14 protein-coding genes are annotated in these 17,826 nt (G+C 72.0%); 5 read left to right on the top strand and 9 right to left on the bottom strand.

The window, feature by feature from the left end; genetic code table 11:
- Positions 1 to 59 precede the first annotated feature (59 nt).
- Positions 60 to 908, bottom strand: a complete 849-nt coding sequence (locus ABH935_RS44600) for a DMT family transporter (protein ID WP_370384066.1) — start codon at positions 906 to 908, stop codon at positions 60 to 62.
- A gap of 47 nt (positions 909 to 955) precedes the next feature.
- On the opposite strand from ABH935_RS44600, the gene ABH935_RS44595 reads away from it, so the two are divergent.
- Positions 956 to 1,456, top strand: coding sequence for a metallophosphoesterase (locus ABH935_RS44595; protein WP_370384065.1), 501 nt, complete (start codon positions 956 to 958; stop codon positions 1,454 to 1,456).
- A gap of 8 nt (positions 1,457 to 1,464) precedes the next feature.
- Here ABH935_RS44595 and ABH935_RS44590 read toward each other — a convergent pair whose 3' ends face one another.
- Together ABH935_RS44590 and ABH935_RS44585 are read right to left on the bottom strand one after the other, a co-directional pair.
- On the bottom strand, positions 1,465 to 2,442 hold the full coding sequence (locus ABH935_RS44590) for an AraC family transcriptional regulator (RefSeq protein WP_370384064.1): 978 nt from the start codon (positions 2,440 to 2,442) through the stop codon (positions 1,465 to 1,467).
- On the bottom strand, positions 2,439 to 3,251 hold the full coding sequence (locus tag ABH935_RS44585) for a phytanoyl-CoA dioxygenase family protein (RefSeq protein ID WP_370384063.1): 813 nt from the start codon (positions 3,249 to 3,251) through the stop codon (positions 2,439 to 2,441). Before ABH935_RS44585 ends, ABH935_RS44590 begins: the two co-directional genes overlap by 4 nt.
- Before the next feature lie 222 nt (positions 3,252 to 3,473).
- Here ABH935_RS44585 and ABH935_RS44580 point away from each other — a divergent pair, with 222 nt between their 5' ends.
- Complete coding sequence (locus tag ABH935_RS44580) at positions 3,474 to 6,386, top strand: PKD domain-containing protein (RefSeq protein WP_370384062.1); 2,913 nt, start codon at positions 3,474 to 3,476, stop codon at positions 6,384 to 6,386.
- 96 nt (positions 6,387 to 6,482) lie between these two features.
- Here the strand turns inward: ABH935_RS44580 and ABH935_RS44575 are convergent, their stop codons facing one another.
- Positions 6,483 to 7,976 (bottom strand): MFS transporter, encoded by a 1,494-nt coding sequence (locus ABH935_RS44575; protein WP_370384061.1) that lies wholly within the window; start codon positions 7,974 to 7,976, stop codon positions 6,483 to 6,485.
- Between the two features lie 172 nt (positions 7,977 to 8,148).
- Here ABH935_RS44575 and ABH935_RS44570 point away from each other — a divergent pair, with 172 nt between their 5' ends.
- Positions 8,149 to 11,586: a hypothetical protein gene (locus ABH935_RS44570; protein WP_370384060.1), complete on the top strand. Its 3,438-nt coding sequence runs from the start codon at positions 8,149 to 8,151 to the stop codon at positions 11,584 to 11,586.
- Between the two features lie 21 nt (positions 11,587 to 11,607).
- Here ABH935_RS44570 and ABH935_RS44565 read toward each other — a convergent pair whose 3' ends face one another.
- Positions 11,608 to 12,276, bottom strand: a complete 669-nt coding sequence (locus tag ABH935_RS44565; RefSeq protein ID WP_370384059.1) for an HAD family hydrolase — start codon at positions 12,274 to 12,276, stop codon at positions 11,608 to 11,610.
- Between the two features lie 7 nt (positions 12,277 to 12,283).
- Positions 12,284 to 12,889 (bottom strand): TetR/AcrR family transcriptional regulator, encoded by a 606-nt coding sequence (locus ABH935_RS44560; RefSeq protein WP_370384058.1) that lies wholly within the window; start codon positions 12,887 to 12,889, stop codon positions 12,284 to 12,286.
- Positions 12,890 to 12,981: 92 nt separating this feature from the next.
- On the opposite strand from ABH935_RS44560, the gene ABH935_RS44555 reads away from it, so the two are divergent.
- The gene (locus ABH935_RS44555) at positions 12,982 to 13,941 is read left to right on the top strand and encodes an NAD(P)H-quinone oxidoreductase (protein WP_370384057.1); all 960 of its coding nucleotides are present in this window, start codon (positions 12,982 to 12,984) and stop codon (positions 13,939 to 13,941) included.
- A gap of 103 nt (positions 13,942 to 14,044) precedes the next feature.
- Here ABH935_RS44555 and ABH935_RS44550 read toward each other — a convergent pair whose 3' ends face one another.
- Both ABH935_RS44550 and ABH935_RS44545 read right to left on the bottom strand, forming a co-directional pair.
- Entirely contained in the window at positions 14,045 to 14,986 is a 942-nt protein-coding gene (locus ABH935_RS44550) for a hypothetical protein (protein ID WP_370384056.1), read from the bottom strand.
- 29 nt (positions 14,987 to 15,015) lie between these two features.
- A complete protein-coding gene (locus ABH935_RS44545; RefSeq protein ID WP_370384055.1) occupies positions 15,016 to 15,528 on the bottom strand; it encodes a SigE family RNA polymerase sigma factor in 513 nt (170 codons plus the stop codon).
- A 465-nt stretch (positions 15,529 to 15,993) separates the two neighbouring features.
- On the opposite strand from ABH935_RS44545, the gene ABH935_RS44540 reads away from it, so the two are divergent.
- A complete protein-coding gene (locus ABH935_RS44540; RefSeq protein ID WP_370384054.1) occupies positions 15,994 to 16,899 on the top strand; it encodes a PAC2 family protein in 906 nt (301 codons plus the stop codon).
- Between the two features lie 33 nt (positions 16,900 to 16,932).
- On the opposite strand, the gene ABH935_RS44535 is transcribed toward ABH935_RS44540, so the two are convergent.
- Positions 16,933 to 17,805 (bottom strand): winged helix-turn-helix transcriptional regulator, encoded by an 873-nt coding sequence (locus tag ABH935_RS44535; RefSeq protein ID WP_370384053.1) that lies wholly within the window; start codon positions 17,803 to 17,805, stop codon positions 16,933 to 16,935.
- Between the last annotated feature and the right edge of the window lie 21 nt (positions 17,806 to 17,826).

Genomic DNA, 17,826 nt, shown 5'->3' with positions numbered 1-17,826 from the left:
TGCGCACGGCGGGAAAGACCGGATCAGCCTAGTGGATCAGGACTCTGGCCAGGCCGCTGTCACGCCTGCACCAACGACGACCTGCTCAGGATCACGATCCCGGCGATCGCCAACGCCCCGGCCGCCGCCTGGCCGACCAGCGCCCACGACGTGGCCAGCGGCTCCCGGAACACGACGGCCCCCATCAGCACCGATCCGACCGGCTCCACGGTATCGATGACCGGCAGGCTGATCGCCAGCGAACCGGCCTGGTAGGAACTCTGGACGAGCAGCAGTCCGGTGACGCCGACGGCGATCAGCGCGTACGGCTCCCAGTGCCCCAACGCGTCCCAGCCGTCGTTGCGGAACAGGTCGGCCGCGCTCTTGGTCAGCGCGTCGAGCAACGCCAGCAGCATCCCGGCCGCCGCCGCGTACAAGGCGGTCCGGGCCCTGCCGGACGTCCGGAATCCCACCGCGAGCAGCGCGGCCACCACCGCCACGACGGCGATCAGCACCAGCGTCCAGTCCGCCAGCCCCGGCACGGCCGTCCCCGACACGGACGGCAACGCCACCAGGAACGCGGCCATACCGCCGGCGGTGCACGCCGCGCCGGCCATCTCGGCGCGCGTGAGCCGGCGGCCGCGGCGCCAGGCGAGCAGCGGCAGCGCGAACAGCAGGTCGGTCGACGCCAGCGGCATCACCAGCACCAGCGGGCCGAACGCGAGCGCCACGCCTTGGATGCCGAAGGAGGCGACGTCCAGCGCCGCGCCGGCGAGCCATACCCGACGCCGGAGCAAGGACACGATGAGACTCGGGTGCAAGGATCGCGTCTCGGGGACGGACGCGGCGGCGGACTGCTGGAGCACGGCGGCGACCGCGAAGGCCAGCGCGGCCAAGAGCGCTGCCGTCACCGCCACCGCAATCGCCACATGTCATAGCATGACGGAACAAAGACGACTCGCCACGGGAGACACGCGTGCGCCTGCTGCTGACCACGGACACCCACCTCCCGACCCGCGCCAAGGCGCTGCCCGCGCCGCTGCTCGACGCGCTGGACAAGGCCGACGTCGTGTTCCACGCCGGGGACTGGGTCGACACCGCCGCCCTCGACCTGTTCCAGGAACGTTCGAAGCGGCTGGTCGCGGTCTACGGGAACAACGACGGCCCGGCGTTGCAGGAGCGGCTTCCGTTGGTGGCGCGGGTCGAGCTGGAGTCGTGCCGGTTCGCCGTGGTGCACGAGACCGGTCCGGCGAAGGGGCGTGAACAGCGGTGCGCGGCGCAGTTCCCTGACACCGACGTCCTGGTGTTCGGGCACAGCCACATCCCGTGGGACAGTCAGGCACCCGGCGGCCTGCGCCTGCTCAACCCTGGCTCGCCGACTGACCGGCGCCGGCAGCCTTTTGCGACGTTTATGACCGCCGCCGTGGAGGACGGCCGGCTCAGCGATGTGCGCTTGCACGACCTGCCGCCCCGCTAGAGCTGAAGCTAAAGAAGGTGCTTGGTACCGCCCCGAGCCCGAAGTGCGGCCGGAGACAACCCCCAATGCCGTTGGAACGACTCGGTGAAGTGGCGGCGATCGAGGTAGCCGCAGGAGCGGGCGATCGCGGCGATCGGCGTGTCATGGTGGCCGGGGTCGCAGAGCAGTTGGGCGGCGGCCTCCAACCGGCACCGGGCCAGGTAGGCGTGCACGGTGCAGCCGGCGAACTCGCGGAACAGCCGGGCCGCGTGCCGCTCGCTCAGGTGCACCTGGGCGGCGACCTCGCGGATGCGGACCGGCCGGTGGTAGTTGTCGCGCAGGTAGCGGATCATCGTCGTCACGGTCGAGGCGCCGGGGGTCGCGGGAGCGAGCCGGGCCGGGTGGCGCGACAGGTTGCGCGACGGCAGGTCGCTGAGGGTGCGAGCCGCGGCCAGCACGAGCGCGGAGGCCAGGGATCCGATCATCTCCGCGCTGCCGGGTCCGGGATCGGCCGCTTCCCGCGCGAGCAGCAACAGGATGCGGGGAACGGGACCGTCGGCGGCCATTGCGACGCGGTCGTCGCCGGTGGTGAAGGCCTCCATGAGATCGGCGGCGTCGTGGTTGTCGTCAGTGGTCGAGCCGGTGGCGGCTTTCGTGCCGGCCCCGTCCTGGAGCACCGCCCAGGACCAGAAGACGATGCCCATCGGGTCCTCGTCGGAGGCGACGATGTCGTGGACGTCGCCGGGCCGGGCCAGGAACAGCTCCCCGGGACCGATGGGATGCTCGGTGCCGCCGACGCGGAACGTGCCGTGTCCCGCGTAGGTGTAGCAGAGCTCGTAGCAGGAGTGGACGTGGGGGAAGTTGCGCCACGGCTCGGGGGCGTAGAAGCCCCAGTCGACGAACTCGATCCGGCGGCCGGCGAGCCTGACTCCGACCCGTTCGGCGCGAAGCCGACGCAGGGCCGCGCCCGAAAGGCGCAGCCCGTCCGCCGTGGCGTCGGCAGTCACTGCCGGCGCGCCGTGGGATCGACGCCGCGCAGGATCATGCCCTGCCCCAGCGACCACTGGTGGTCGTCGGTGGTCGGCCGGTCCTCCGGATCCCGGTATTGCACCAGCCACGTGACGCGCTCGTGGTCGGAGGTGTTGAGGCCGGAACCGTGCACCGTGAGGTACGTGAAGAACAGCACGTCACCGGCCTCCGCCGGGCAGGGCACCGCGTCGTCCAGCCGCCACTGGTCCGGGGCCAGGTGCCAGCTGCCGTCCTCGATGTGCTCCAGCGGCCCGTTGTGGTGGCTGCCCGGCACGACCCGGACGCAGCCGCGCTCCTCCTCGGCGTCGGTGAAGTGGAAGATCGCGGCGGCGACGCTGTCCTTGGCGTGCGGGAAGAAGGGGTGGTCCTGGTGCATGGGGAACGGGGAGCCGTTCTCCGGCGGCTTGACGAACATCTTCGTGTGGTGCAGCTGGAGGTTGGGGCTGCCGTTCAACGCCGCGGCGGTGTCGGTGAAGCGGCGGTCGACGAGCAGCCGGGCGAAGGCGGCGGAGTGGAACTGCGTGTCGTGGCAGTGCCGCAGCCGCGTGGCGGCGGCGCCGGCGGCCTCGCGGGCACTCCCCCACGTCGGGTCGTCGGTCTCGTTGAGGCGCCCGAGGAGGTCGTGGCACTCCTCGCGCATGGCGGCGGCCTCGTCGAGGTCGAGGAGACCCTTGACCAGGAGGTAGCCGTTCTCGCGGTAGAAACGGACATCGGCGTCGGTGATCGGGTACCGCGCGGCGGCGGGAGCGGTGGTTTCGGGGACGGTCTGCATGTGCTGTTCGGCCATGTCTTCGAAGGTAGGCGGGGCTCTGGCGCTTGCAGAGCGGCTCGACGGTCACGGAGGTGGGGAATCCGGACAGGCTACGCGCTCGGTCGAGCGCCGTCAGATCAGCCCGACGCCATCGGCTCCACATCAGTCCACACCACTCCACGCCAATCCGCGATACCCTCTCAGTCGCTCCACCCTACGCAGAAGGTTGATTCCGTCGGGCTGAGAGGGACATCGCCCATGTCACGAACACGTACGAATCCCCTGACGAGACGGGTCCTCGTCTCCATACTCACCACTCTCGCGATCACGACCGCGACGGTGCCGGCTGCCACGGCCGACTCCTCGCAGAACCCGGCGACGCCGTCCGCGCCGTCCGCCGCCTCGTCCACCGCGGCGACGCTGACCCGGGCCTTCGCGGCCGGCCGGCACGTCGGCGGCGACGCGATCGGCGGCATCCGCACCGGCACCCTGCACACCGGCACGGCGGACGGCCAGACCTGGGCCGTCGCCGCCTTCGACGCGGCGGACACGGCCACGCCGGAACAGGCCGTCGCCCTGCAGGACGCCAACACCGGCGTCTTCGTCCAGACCGGGAGCAGCTGGCGCCTGGTCAGCACCGGCCTGTACGGCTGCGCGACCGGCCTGCCCGCCGCGCTGAAGACCGCCTGGAACATCTCCGCGCCGGGCGTGTGCTCGGGCTCCGCGCCGGCCGAGAAGGCCGCGGCCGCCAAGGCACGGGCGGCCAAGCCCGCCGCCGCCACCGACGCGACCCCGCTCGGCCAGAAGATCGCGGACATCGCACTCAGCCAGGTCGGAGTCCAGACCGATCCCCCGGTGCCGAACTTCAACACCATCGACTGCGACCCGTACAGCACCCTGGTCGCGGGCTTCTCCTCCAACAGCGACGGCTGCGGCTACAACTCCGCCTTCGGCGTCCGGAACCAGAACGAGACCTGGTGCGCGGACTTCGCGAAGTGGGTGTGGCAGCAGGCCGGCGTCACCGCGGACATGAACACCCTCAACGCCGGCGCGGTCTCGTTCCACACCTGGGCCGTGCACCAGGGGCAGAACCCGCAGGCGAACACCGGCACGCCTGAGCCGGGCGACGCAGTGCTCTTCTACCGTCCCGGCCGGCTGCCCAACGGCTTCGCCGACCACGTCGGGCTGATCTCCGGCATCAACGCCGACGGCACGATCAACATGGTCAACGGCGACTTCTCCGGCGACGCGGCCGTGGACGTCCAGTACGACCAGAACATCAAGGACCTGGCGGCCTTCGCCGCGAGCGTGGAGAGCCCCGGCGAGCAGTGGGCCCTGGTGACCCCGCCGACCACCGCGCAGCAGGCGAACCCGACCGGCGCCATGGACGCCGCCACGGTCGCCGTGGACGGCGCCACCGCGCGGTTCCACGCCTCCGGCTCGGTGCCCGGCGGCACGATCACCGGCTACTACTGGACCTTCGGCGACACCCGGATGACCAACGAGACCGGCGCGGACGTGACCCACGTCTTCAGCGAGCCGGGCACGTACACGGCCACCGTCACGATCACCTCCAGCTTCGGCACCACCACCACGGTGCGCAAGAACATCCAGGTCGTCGCGGCCTCGGCGGCCGTCGCCTCGGCGCCGACCGACCAGATCTGGTACGACCCGCTGCCGGTGGTGCAGTACGCCTTCACCCGGTCGGCCGGCGGCCTCGCGGTCGACTACTGGAACGGCGGGCAGTGGATCCAGTGGGCCGTTCCGGGCACCCCGGACGCCGCCGGCGACATCACGGCCCTGACCTACCCGGACGTCGCGAACGCCGACGTGAACACCGCGCACGCCTTCTACCGCACCGCGAACGGCTCGCTCGCCGAGACCTCGCAGACCGCCGGCGGCTGGCAGACCCAGACGCTGCCGGGCACGGCGATCGCCGGCGGGGCGGTCAACGCCACGACGACGGCCGACGGCAATACAGAGGTCTTCTTCGTCAACAACCACCGGCAGCTGTCGGCGGACGTGCAGTCGGCCTCCGGCTGGAGCACCAAGGTGCTCGACCCGGCGCCGGTCGCGCAGCCCGGCTCGCTGGTGCTCGCCGACACCACCAGCGGCCCGGTCATCCTGGGGATCGGCCCGGGCGGCCTGGTGACGGCGAGCACTGACATCGGCCCGACCTGGATCACGGTGCCGATGGCGGCCCTCGCGGCCAAGGGCAGCAGCCTGGCCGTGGCGACGACGGCGGCGGGTACGGCAGAGGTCTTCTATACGGCCCCTGACGGCACACTCGGTGAGGCGACGCAGAGCGGGTCCTGCTGGAAGCCGTCCACCCTGCCCGGCTCCCCGACGGCGGCCGGAGGCAAGGCGGCGACGACCTACCTGCTGCCCTCGGTGCTGCCGGCCAACGTCGGCGACTTCCCGCAGCCTCCCGGCACGCTGACCGAGACCAGCGTCAGCGCGCCGCTGGGCATGGAGGTGTTCTACCTGACGGCGTCCGGCGCGCCGGCGGTCACGTACAACGACGGCACCGGCTGGCAGAGCAAGACCCTGCCGGGATCGGCCGACGGCATCGCGGGCGCGATGGCGTACCAGGTCGACGAGCAGCCCTCGAACCTGTACGTGACGAACGCGGGCACCCTCAGCGAGGAGACGACCGGGGCGCGCAGCGGCGACCCGTCCGGCTCCTGGCACGCGGCGCCGGCGCTGCCCACCGCCCCGGCGAGCTGGGCGAACCAGATCGTCCTGTACGCGGCCGACGCCGCGGACGCGGCGACCGCCCAGGCCTCCGCCGCCGCGGCCGGCCTGCCGGCGCAGCAGGTGACCACCTCGTTCGCGGTGGCGTGGGCGGACACGCTCGACGGCAACTACCTGGTGTACGCGGTGGGCACCCCGGCGGTGCGCGCTCTGTACAGCAACGTGTGCGACTGGGCGAACCCCTCGGATCTACCGGGCCCAGGCACCCCGTTCTCCTACGGCGTCGACCCGGTGAACACGCTGGCCCAGGTGGGCCCCGGCAACTTCATCAACGCCGCGGGCGCGACCGCCGCCGATACCCAGGCGATCACCACCGACCTGGCGTACTACGCGCTGCACGGCGCGCTGCCGCCGGGCGTGACGTCGGTTCCGCCGCAGGTCGGGGCTCCGTACGCGTGCATGGGGAGCCCGAGCTAATGATCAGCAGCGACGACAGCAATACCCTGTAACGCTCCGGGGCGGCCGCGAGGAGTTCGCGGTCGCCCCGACTACGTGCGCCGTCGCGGCGTGGAGCTACCGCGCGGAATCCCGGCCCGGAAGAAACCGCACCGTCAGCAGCGCCCCGACGAAAGCGACCCCCGCGCCGATCCAGGCAGCGGTCTGCGTCCCGTCCAGGAACGAGGCCCGCGCGGTCGCGGCGAAATCGGCGCCGAGCGGGCCGCCGACGCGGTCCGCGGCCTCGATCGCGCCGCTGATCGATTCGGTGGCGACCTTGCGCAGCTCGGCCGGGAGGGAGCGGACCGCCGAGGTAAGGCCCGCCGCGAAGCCGGCCGCGTACACGCTGCCCATGACCGCGACGCCGAGGGTGCCGCCGAGTTCGATCGAGGTCTCGTCGACCGCCGCCGCCGAGCCCGCCTGGTCCTCCGACACCGAGCTCATGATCGACTCGCTGGCGGCGATGCCCGCGGCCACCAGGCCCAGTGTCAGCACGCCGAGGCCGGCCAGGACCACCGGTTCGTTGTTGTGCCAGCCGACCGTGGAGAACACGAGCATGCCGAGCGTGGTCACGGCCAGGCCGCCGGCGACGACGTCGCGGGTGCCGAACCGGTGGACGAGCGGTTCGGCCGCCGCCGCGGACAGGCCCGCGGCCACCGCCATCGGCGTCAGCCGCAGCGCCGAGCCGACCGGGCTGTGGCCCTGGACTGTCTGCATATACAGCGTCAGCAGGAAGGCGGTGCCCATGAGCGCGAAGTACGCGATCGTCACCGCCACGCTCGCCGCCCAGAACCGCGGGTTGTGGAACAACGTCAGGTCGAGCATCGGGTACGCGGTCCGGCGCTCCCACCACAGGAACAGCACGAATCCCGCCGCGCCGCCGGCGAGCGTCCCCAGCGTCCGCGCGCTGAGCCAGCCCGCGTGCGGAGCCTGGATCACCGCGTAGACCAGCGCGGTGGTCGAGGCCGCGCCCAGCACCATGCCCAGCGGATCCAGCGGACGCCGGCCGGCCGCGCGCGATTCCGGCACCACCAGCGCGACGGCCAGCAGCGAGCCCGCGACCAGCGGCACGTTCATCCAGAACAGCGCCGGCCAGCCCCAGGCCTCCACCAGCACCCCGCCGGCGATCGGCCCGAGCATCACGCCAGCGCTGACGACGCCGGTCCACACCGCCATCGCCTTCACCATCTCCTCGGGCGGGAAGACGCTCCGGACGATCGACAGCGTGGCGGGCATGATCATCGCCCCGGCCGCGCCCAGGACCGCGCGCACCGCGATGAGCTGCCACGGCGCGTGGCACAGGGCGCCGCCCACCGAAGCCACGCCGTACAGGAGCAGCCCGGCCACCAGCAACCGGCGGCGGCCGAAGCGGTCGGCCAGCGAACCCATGGTGATCATGAGGGCGGCCAGCGCCAGGACGTACGTCTCGGTGATCCACTGGAGCTGGCTGGTCGTCGCCTGCATCGCCACGCCGATGCTCGGCAGGCCGATGTTCAGGGCCAGCGTGCCGATGTTGACCGTGCACAGCGCGACGCTCAGAGCCATGAGAATGTGCCAGCGCCGCGGATGCATGCGACCAGTCTTGATCAAGGACGGCGACTACGCCAACCAGGTCGACGCCCTGCGACGGTCGGGGATCGGTCCCCAAGTCGGTCGCTAGATCGGTCGCGCACCAGTCGCCGGCCCCAACCGGTAAGTGCTATTCCGGACGCGGTCGAGGCATCAGGCCCGGCATCATGGGCGGATGTCCCACTCCGCCGCGGCCGATCTGCTCGCCGTGCTCGACCCCCTCGACTACCCGACCCGCGCGCGCCGCCTCGCCACCGAGATCGCCCGGCTCAGCACGTATCCCGCCGCGTTGGACGCCGTCCTGGACGCGTTCGCGGCCGGCGGCGCCCACGAACGCGAACTCGGCCTGAAGATGGCCATGGCCGCGCATCGGCAGGACCGGGTGATCGCCGCGTTGCACGACCCGCTGCACCGCATCAGAGCCCTGGCCCTGTACGCGTGCGTCGCGCGCCCCGACGCCGAGGCCGACGCGGCGATCCTGGCCACCGTCGAGGACGCCTCGCTGCACTGGCGGCGCACCGTCGTCCGCCTGGTCGGCAACGCCAAGCGGACCGACCTGGCCGACCGGCTCGCCGAGTCCTACCGCGACCGGCTCGGCGACACCGACACCGCCAAACTGCTGCCGGTGTGCTCGGCGAAGGTCGCCGAGCGGCTGCTGCCCGACCTGGCCCACGAGCTGCGCGCCTGGTCCCGCTTCGGCACCGGGCATCCCGCGCTGATGCTGGAGTTCGCCCGGCGCGAGCTGGCAGCGGTTCCGGCCGGGACCCGCAGCGGGTGGTGGACCTGGTTCAGCGAAGGCATGCTCGCTGCCGCCAAGCAGAATCCGGATACGGTGCTGGACCTGCTGGAGGAATTCCCGCTCCCGGAAGGGCTTCCGCACCCGTTCCTGAGGCAGATCGGCCTTCTGACACGCGCCGACGAGACGCGCACGCTGCGGCTGCTCACGGTGGCCGACGGCGGGCTCGCCGGACGCTGGCGGGGCCTGTCGCGCACCACCCGCAAGCGACTGGCCAGGTCGGGGCGGCCGGAGATCGCCGTCGTCGGCCGCGCGGTCATGGACGAGCCGTCGGCGTTCGCCGATCTGCTGCGCGGCCTCCCGCCGGTCGCCCGGTCGGAGTTCTACGACGCCGTCACCGCCGACCAGGAACGGGAGAAGGCGATCCTGGCCCGTCCGGTTCTGGACGCGCTGCCCCGACGGCGGCGGCACGCCGAGGCCCGGCGGATGCTCGGGCTGGCCGCCTACACCGACCGGCCGGACCAGCGGCTGGCCGTCGTGGCGCGACTGCCGTGGGACGAGGCGCGGACGGAGCTGCGTGCGGCCGTGCGCGGCGCCGACGCGCAGGAACGCGCGGAGGCGTATCCGCTGCTCGTGGCGTGCGCCGCCGCCGAGGACCACCCGCCGGCGATCACCTCGCTGCTGACCGAGGAACTCCTCCGGCTGCGCAACGAGCAGGACCCGGTGCGGCAGGCCGCGCTGACGGCGCTCGCGACGGTTCCGGCGCGGCTGTTCGAGGACACGGCGGTGGTTACCGACGTGCTGCGGAGCCTGGTCACCGATGCGATCGAGGCTCGCGACTGTTCCTGGCACACCCGCGAGGCGCTGCGGCGGTTGGCGTGCCGGGTACTGGCGCATCAGGCTACGGACAGCGGCGGATCTGGTTCTGATGCCGGCTCCGGCAGTCTGCTGACATGGTCGCTGGCGACGTTCGACCAGCTGGCCGGCTCGACCGGCTTCTTCCTGCTGGACCGGATGGACCGGAACCTGCGCCGTGGTCAGGAACTGGCGGTCTACCGGACACTGCAACCGTGGGTCCAGCGCGGCATCGAGCGCGCCGACCACCGCCTCGTCCTGGCTCTGGCCCAGTCCCTCGGCGACCGGGCCCGAGCGATCCCCGGCCTGCAGGACGCGCTCGCGCACGCCATCTGGCACGGCACCGACGCCACCGCGCGGTCGGCGATCGACCTGTGGCTGGACGATCCGGCGCACCGGGACACCCGGGTCGCCCAGGTCGTCGCCTGGGATCCGACCGCCGTGGCGATCCCCCGGGTCTGCCGGCTGCTGTCCCTGCGCCGGACCGATCTGCTGGACCCGTACCTCGCCGCGAAGAAGCCGATCAACGGCAGGTTCATCGCGAAGGGCTTCATCTGGGTGCCGCAGTTCCAGCCGTCCCACCGCTGGCTGCCGCGCCAGCTCGCGGCTTACGCCGGGCAGCTCGCGAAGATCGCGGCCGACCCCGGCGCACGGATCGACGTGCGCGTCGGCGCGATCAACGGCCTCGGCGCGCTGCCCGGCGAGGGCGAACGGGAGGCGCGGCGCTATCTGGACTCGGCCGAGGTCCCGCTCGTCGAGGCGGCACTGCGAATGCTGTCCCGCAGCCAGGACCCGGTCGCCGACCTGCCGGTCCTGCTCGGCTACGCGGACGGCGACCGGGCCCGGGTGGCCGTCTACGCGGCCGGCCGGGCGGCCCGCTTCGCCCGGCCCTCGGCCGCCGGACCCGTCCTGGCCGCGGTCGCGTTGTCGCCGACCGCGAAGGTGACCAGCCGCAAGGAGGCGCTGCGGATCGCGGCGGACATCGAGATCCCCGGCCTGATCGATCTGCTGGTCACGGTCTGGCGGGCGCCCGGGCAGCATCGCGACGTCAAGGCCGCGGCCGTGCTGCGGCTCGCCGCCCGGATGGACGACGACCGGGTGCCGGCGCTGCTGCGCGAGGCCGTCGGCGACCACGCCGCGATCGCCACCCAGCTGCTGCGCATGGATCCGCCGGACCTTCCCGAGCGCCACCGCGCCGCCTACGGCGACTTCATCGCCGCGGCCTGCGACGCCGACGACCCCAAGGTCGCCGGGGCGGCGCTGGCGGTCGCGCCGCGGTGGTACCGGTGGAGCGCGGCGGCCACCACCGCCGTGTGCACGGCCACGACCGATCTCGGCCGGCGCGGCGACGGGGCCGCTCCGCCGACGGCGTTGTTCGCGCTGCTCGCCGAGGGGATGCCGGTGCCGCGGTATCGAGCGGTGCTGGAGGCTTTGCTCGCCGCCGACGCGCGGGAGGGCCTGGAGGAGAGCGCACAAAGCGGCGGGAGCAGCGGTGGGAACGACGAGCGGGACCGGCCGGCGCGTCGGCGCCTGGTCCTGATCGCGCAAGCTGCGATCGCGCTGCGAAACCGCGATCAGGCCGATCGTCGCGCACTCCTCACGGTCACGGCACAGACCTTGGCCGGACGTCCCGGATATGCGCGGTTGGCGTCGACGCTGCACGCGAATGCCGCGGATCTCGGCGCCTCGGCCGAGGAGGTGACCGGCGAGCTGCTGGAGATCGCCGCCGGCGTGTCAGGACGCTGCGACGCGGCAGCGCAGGTGGGCGCTTGTCTGGCCGATATGGTCCGGCCGGGGATGCCGTGGAATCCGGCCGCGGTGCTCGCCGCGATCAGAGCACTGATCGCGCGCGACGACCCGGAAGCCGGGTTGATCGCTGTGCATCTGGTGGGCGCTGTCGGCACTGAGCTGCGCTGGCCGGCGGGGTGCCGGTCGGCTGTCAGGGCTCTGCGTCGGCACTCGGACCCGGCCGTGGTGGAGGCGGCGCTGGACGTGGATACCGGCGCGGCTGCTGCGGTGTAGGACGTCGCGCACGGCGAGCGATCAGGCCGGATCGGATCCGGTGACGATCGCGAACGCGTCGGTGATGGACGCGGCGATGCGGGTCGGCCGCATCGCCGCCTCGCGCGGCAGCTCGGGATCCGGGTCGCCCTGGGAGATCCAGATGGTCCGGAGCCCGGCGGCCGCTCCCCCGGCCACGTCCTTGTCGAGCCGGTCGCCGACCATCCAGCCGTGCGGGCCCAGGTCCACGCCGAGCTCGGCCGCCGCGAGCTCGAAGATGCGCCGGTCCGGCTTGCGGTGGCCGGCGGCCTCGGAGTCGACGACCACGTCGACGTGCTCCCGCAGGCCGACGCTGTCCACCTTGGCCTGCTGCACGAGGGTGGATCCGTTGGTGACGACGCCGAGCAGCCAGCCGGCCGCGCGCAGCTCCGACAGGCCGTGCCGCACCGGCGGTTCGAGGACGAACTTGCCCGGGTAGACGGCGGCGACGTGCGCCATGAGCTGCTCGTCCGGCGCGGATATGCCGTAGCGCTCGCGGGCGTCCGCGACGAACGCCGGCCAGTTCGTTGCGGCGTCCACGCGCTCGAACACGTCGGACGCCGCGTCTTCGCGGCCGACTACGTACTCTGCGGCGAAGTCCGCGGACCAGGCGCGCAAGGCTGACCGAGCGTCCACGAGGGTGTCGTCGAGGTCGAAGAAAGCGAAGCGCATGCGGTGATCATACGGAGGGCGATTTCGCTGTAGAGACTGTAGAGATGGCGAGCATCGCGTTGATGGCCGCGCGGACCTGGTCGGCGACAGCCTCGGGCGTGGAGGCGTCGAGCTTGCCGTCGAGGTGCAGAAACGCGAGCCCGTGCACCAGTGCCCAGACAGCCGTGGAGAGTGGACCGGGGTCTGCGTCGGGGAAGACGGTGTGGACGATGGCCTGCAAGTACTCCGACACGGCGGCCACCGCCGCGACCCGCTCTTCGCTGGTGGGGTCGCAGGGTTCTGCGAACATGGCACGGAACAGCGCCGGGCGCTCCAGGGCGAAGCGGACGTAGGCGACGGCGAGTTCGATGAGGTCCTGCGGCGTCGCGGGCGCCGGGTTCGCCGCGACCAGCTGTTCGCCGAGTTCGCGGTAGCCCTCGGCGGCGACGGCGGAGACGAGCTGCTCGCGTACCGCGAAGTGCCGGTAGGGGGCGGTCGCGGACACGCCGGCGCGGCGCGCCACCGCCCGCAGCGACAGGCTGGCGCTGCCGTCCTCCTCCAGCAGCTCCCGCGCGGCGCGCACGCAGGCGGCGCGCAGGTCGCCGTGGTGGTAGGGGACCTCGGCGCGTGACATGAGACACCTCTTCCATGTTTGCAGTGCTCACATCGAGTGGCTAATGTAAGCACTGCAAACATCATACCCCTCGCCACCCGATCGGAACAGTCGTGAAAGCAGTAGTGATCAAGGAATTCGGCGGCCCGGAGATGCTGGAGTGGACCGAGGTCGACGACCCGGCACCGGCCGCCGACGAGGTCGTCATCGATGTCGCCGCCAGCGCCCTGAACCGCGCCGACGTGATGCAGCGCTACGGGCTGTACCCGCTGCCGCCGGGGACCTCGCCGTACCCGGGGCTGGAGGTGTCGGGCCGGATCAGCGCCGTCGGCGAAGGCGTCACCGGATGGGAGGTGGGCCAGGAGGTCTGCGCTCTGCTGACCGGCGGCGGTTACGCACAGAAGGTCGCCGTTCCCGCCGGACAGGTGCTGACCGTTCCTCGGGGCGTCAGCCTGACCGAGGCCGCGGCGCTGCCCGAGGCCACCGCGACGGTGTGGTCCAACCTGGTGCTGACCGCCGGGTTGAAGGCCGGTGAGACGCTGCTGGTCCACGGCGGCGGCGGGGGCATCGGGACGACGGCCGTGCAGATCGGCAAGGCGCTGGGGGCCCGGGTCGTCACCACGGTCGGCGGCCCCGAGAAGGCGGCGCTGGCCCGGGAGCTGGGCGCCGACCAGGCGATCGACTACCGCAGCGAGGACTTCGCCGAGCACGGGCCCTACGACGTCATCCTCGACGTCATCGGCGGGGCTTACCTCGACCGTAACGTCCGCTCGCTCGCCGGCGACGGACGGCTGATCGTCATCGGCCTGCAGGACGGGCTGGAGGCCACGCTCAACCTCGTCGAGGTGCTGTACAAGCGGCTGTCCGTCATCGGCACGACGCTGCGCAGCCGATCCAAGGCGCAGAAGGCCGAGATCATCGCCGACGTGCAGAAGCACGTGTGGCCGATGATCGAGAGCGGCGCCGTGAAGCTGGTCGTCGACCGGACGCTGCCGATGTCCGAGGCCGCCGAGGGGCACCGGCTGATGGAGGCCGGCGGGCACACCGGGAAGATCATCCTGGTCAACGACTGACGGAGCGTCGGCGGCACGGCCGGTCGGTCGGTAGGTAGGTCGCTGACGAATCAACACCCGGACCCGGCTAGGGCCCGGCGGCTCGCTGCCGCCGGGCCCGCTCTCACTTGCCGCCCTCGGATGGCGGCACGATCGTCGCCCCGGGGAAGGGGGCGCCGAGCGGGATGTTGGTGTACGGCAGCGTCCCGTTAGGGTGACCGGTCGGTTGGCTGGTCGGCAAGCTGCTCGGGGGCGTCCCCGTGATCTCGCCGCTGAACGATGTGGCGACGAGCGCGCCGCTGGTGTCGTAGACGTTGATCCGGAAGGTGTTCCAGGTCGTCACTCCCGCCGGGCGCAGCACGTACAGGCCGCACCAGCCCTGGCTCCCGTTCACCTTGACCACTGTGGCCGGATACACCGTGCCGTCGACGGTCATGCTGGCTGCCGCGATGTCCTTGTCGCCGACGTACATGCCGGTGACGAGCCGATCGGAGATGCCGCCGCCGACGAAGTCGGAGCCCCAGGTGTTGGACCCGTTGTACTGCATCGTCAGTCCGCCCTCGTACGTCCACCACGACATCGAGCTGGTGGAGTAGCTGAGGTAGAACCCCTTGGCGAGGGTGACGGGTCCCGGGTTCACGTGCTGGACGATCGAGGAGACCGGCAGCTTGGTCGTGGTCGCCGACGACGGTGACGTCGGGGCGGTCGGGGCGGTCGGGTCGGTCGGGTCGGTCGAGTCGGCCGTCTTGGGCGACGACGACGTGCCGCGCGGTGCCGTCGGCGACGGCTTCGTCGGCGTCGTGGCAGTCGGGTGGACGCCCGGCGCGGCACCCGACCCCGACCCGGTGTCGTGGGCCGTCGCCGCCGAGGACGGCGCGAACTGCGCCACGGCGCCCGCGACGGCCAGCACCCCGACCGCGCTCACGGCGCCGGCGCCGATCCGCGCGCGCCTCCTCTTCCGCCGCGCCTCGGCGACCGACCGGGCGACGAGGTCGCCCAGCGGCGGGCGCGTGGTCTCCAGTTCCGCGGTGATGCGATCGCGCATCGAGTCTTCCGGATTCATCATTCCTCGCTCCGTGAGGTGGTTGCAGGCCGTCAGACCAGGAGGAAGTCGAGCTCGGCCAACGCGGTGTCGTCCCGCAGGACTTCGCGCAGCTCGGCCAGCGCCCGCTGGGTGAGTGACTTGACGGCGCTGACGGAAAGGCCCATCGCCTCAGCCGTGGCTTCAACGCTCTGGTCCTCCCAGAAGCGCAGCACCAACACCGCCCGCCGATTGATCGGCAACCGCGCCAACGCCGCCAACAACGTCAACCGAAGCGCGGGATCACCCCCCACCGGCGCAGCCCCCTCGGGCACATCAGCCACCGGCCGCTCCGTGGAGCGCTTCAACCGCCGCGAGTCCAGAAACGTACGCAGCATGACCTGCCGCGCATAGGCATCGATGCTCTCGCTCCGCTCAACCCGCTTCCAGGCCCCGTAGAGCTTGACGAGCGTCGCCTGCGTCAGATCCTGCGCGGCGTGCCAGTCCCCACACAGCAGATATGCCGTGTCACGGAGGCGCTGGGCACGAGCGGCGGCATAGGCGGTGAACTCCGTGTCGACGCTCAAGCCGGTCCTCCCCGTGGTCGTACGGTCGGGATGCCTGCCGCGGACCGGCATCCCCTTCTGGTCTAGTAGACGAGGGATCGGGGGTGGGAGGTCTCGCCGGGGATTTTTCGGGACAGAGTGGATAGCGGACCAGGCAAATCAAGCCACTGATCTAGAACAGGCAAACTGTGATCCCGTACGGCGGCCATGACTCGCCGGCCACCCTAGACCCGGGCCACAAGCCGTCGAACTAGACCAGCTCCCCACCCCGGCCCGTTCCAGTCAGCCTCCCAAACGCGGAGCCCAGTAGGCTGAAGACATGCACTGCGTACCGGAGAACCACCCGCGGCCACGCCGCCAGGCGGTGCGATGCGGCTTGAGGGGGGCGATCATGCTGAACAGACAGGATCTCAGCGCCGACAGGATGCGGAACGCCGGGCCCACGGGCTCGCTGGACACGCCGGCACGAGGCGAAAGGCCAGGTCGATGATCGAGCTGGACGGGATCCCGGAGCTCGCCGACCCGGTGATGGTGGCGGCTTTCGAGGGGTGGAACGACGCCGGGGAGGCGGCTTCCAACGCGGTGAAGCACCTGGCTGAGGCCTATGCCGGGGGTGGACGGGTGTTCGCGGCGTTGGACGGGGAGGACTACTACGACTACCAGGTGCATCGGCCGATGGTGGCCTCGGTGGAGGATCGGCGGCAGGTGATCTGGCCGACGACGCGGTTCTCGATCGTGCGGGCGCCTGCGCGATTGCTGCCCGGGGACGCCCATGAGGAGCCGCGGGATCTGGTTCTGGTGCACGGCGTGGAGCCGAACATGCGCTGGCGGTCGTTCTGCGAGGAGATCCTGGGGTTGGCGCGGGATCTGGGGGTGGGGCAGGTCATCACGCTGGGCGCCTACCTGGCCGATGTGCCGCACACGCGGGCCACGCCGGTGACCGGGACCAGCTCGGACGAGGCGTACCAGGCGTTGTTCGACGTGGAGCCGCCGACGTACGAGGGGCCGGTGGGGATTACCGGCGTGTTCCAGGAGGCGTGCCACTTCGCGGGCATCCCGTTGATGTCGTTCTGGGCCGCGGTGCCGCACTACGTGGCGCATCCGCCGGTGCCGAAGGCGACGTTGGCGCTGCTGCGGCGGCTGGAGGACGTGCTCGACCTGTCGGTGCCGACGAAGCGGCTGGCCGAGGAGGCGCAGTCGTGGGAGGCCGGCGTCGACGAGCTGGCGGAGAACGACGCCGAGGTCGGCGAGTACGTGCGGACGCTGGAGGAGCAGCGCGACAACGAGGACGCCGCCGATCTGCCCGAGGCCAGTGGCGAGGCGATCGCGCGGGAGTTCGAGCGGTATCTGCGGCGGCAGGAGCGGCGGCGGGGGTCGTCGGAGGAGGGGTAGGGGTGGCCGTGGCGCGCTCTTATCTGAGGTACCTCAGAACCCTGCGATGAGGCGAAGCGCCTCGTCGACGGAGGCCGCCGGGTCCGGGACGGGGTAGAGCGTGCCGCGGATGGTGCGCGACGAGTCGACGATGAGCGTCGCGCGCTTGAGGCGGTCGGCGCCGGCGGCCCGGAACGTGGGCAGGCGGAGGGCGGCGGCGAGTTGGAGCGTCTGGTCTGACAGGAGCGGGAACGGCAGGTTCTCCGCTTCGGCGAACTGCGCCAGTTGCTCGGGGCGCTGCGTGCAGACGCCGATGACGGCGGCGTCGGCCGCGACGAAGTCGGGCAGGCGGTCGCGGAAAGTGCGGGCTTCGAGCGTGCAGCCGGGGCCGCCGGGGACGTCGGACCAGCCGGGGGCCAGTCCGGGCTCGACGGACGGCGAGCCGGGGAAGGTGTACAGGACCGTCCACTTGGCGCCGGCGGACACCGGGTCGGCCGGCGTGCCGTCGGCAGCCGGGAGTGTCAGGGCCGGAATCCCGGTGCCGACCAGCGCCTGGACCCGCCGGGCCTCGGCGGAGGCGGGCTCGGAGGTGGCGCTGAGTATGCCATCGCCCATCACGTGTTGCGCACCCCAGTTCTGCAGCGCGATCAGGACCGGGAGCAGGCCGCGCCCAGCGTCGGTGAGGTGGTACTCGAAGCGCGGCGGCCGATCAGAATACTGACGCCGCTCCAGAACGCCGCGCTCGACGAGCATCGCCAGCCGCTCGGTCAGCACCTTGCGGCTGACACCGAGCTCAGCGGCGAGCTCGGAGAAGCGCGTGACGCCGCCGGCGACATCGCGCACGACGAGGAGCGTCCACCAGTCGCCGACGACGTCGAGCGCCTGCGCGATGGAGCAGTCGGTGTCCGCGATGCGGGTGTACTTCACGGGGCCAGTATAGTCGGTTCA

The sequence above is a fragment of the Catenulispora sp. GAS73 genome (assembly GCF_041262085.1).
Lineage (GTDB): Bacteria > Actinomycetota > Actinomycetes > Streptomycetales > Catenulisporaceae > Catenulispora.
Note: the sequence above shows the minus strand (reverse complement) of the source record. Positions and strands in the feature narration are given on the sequence as shown.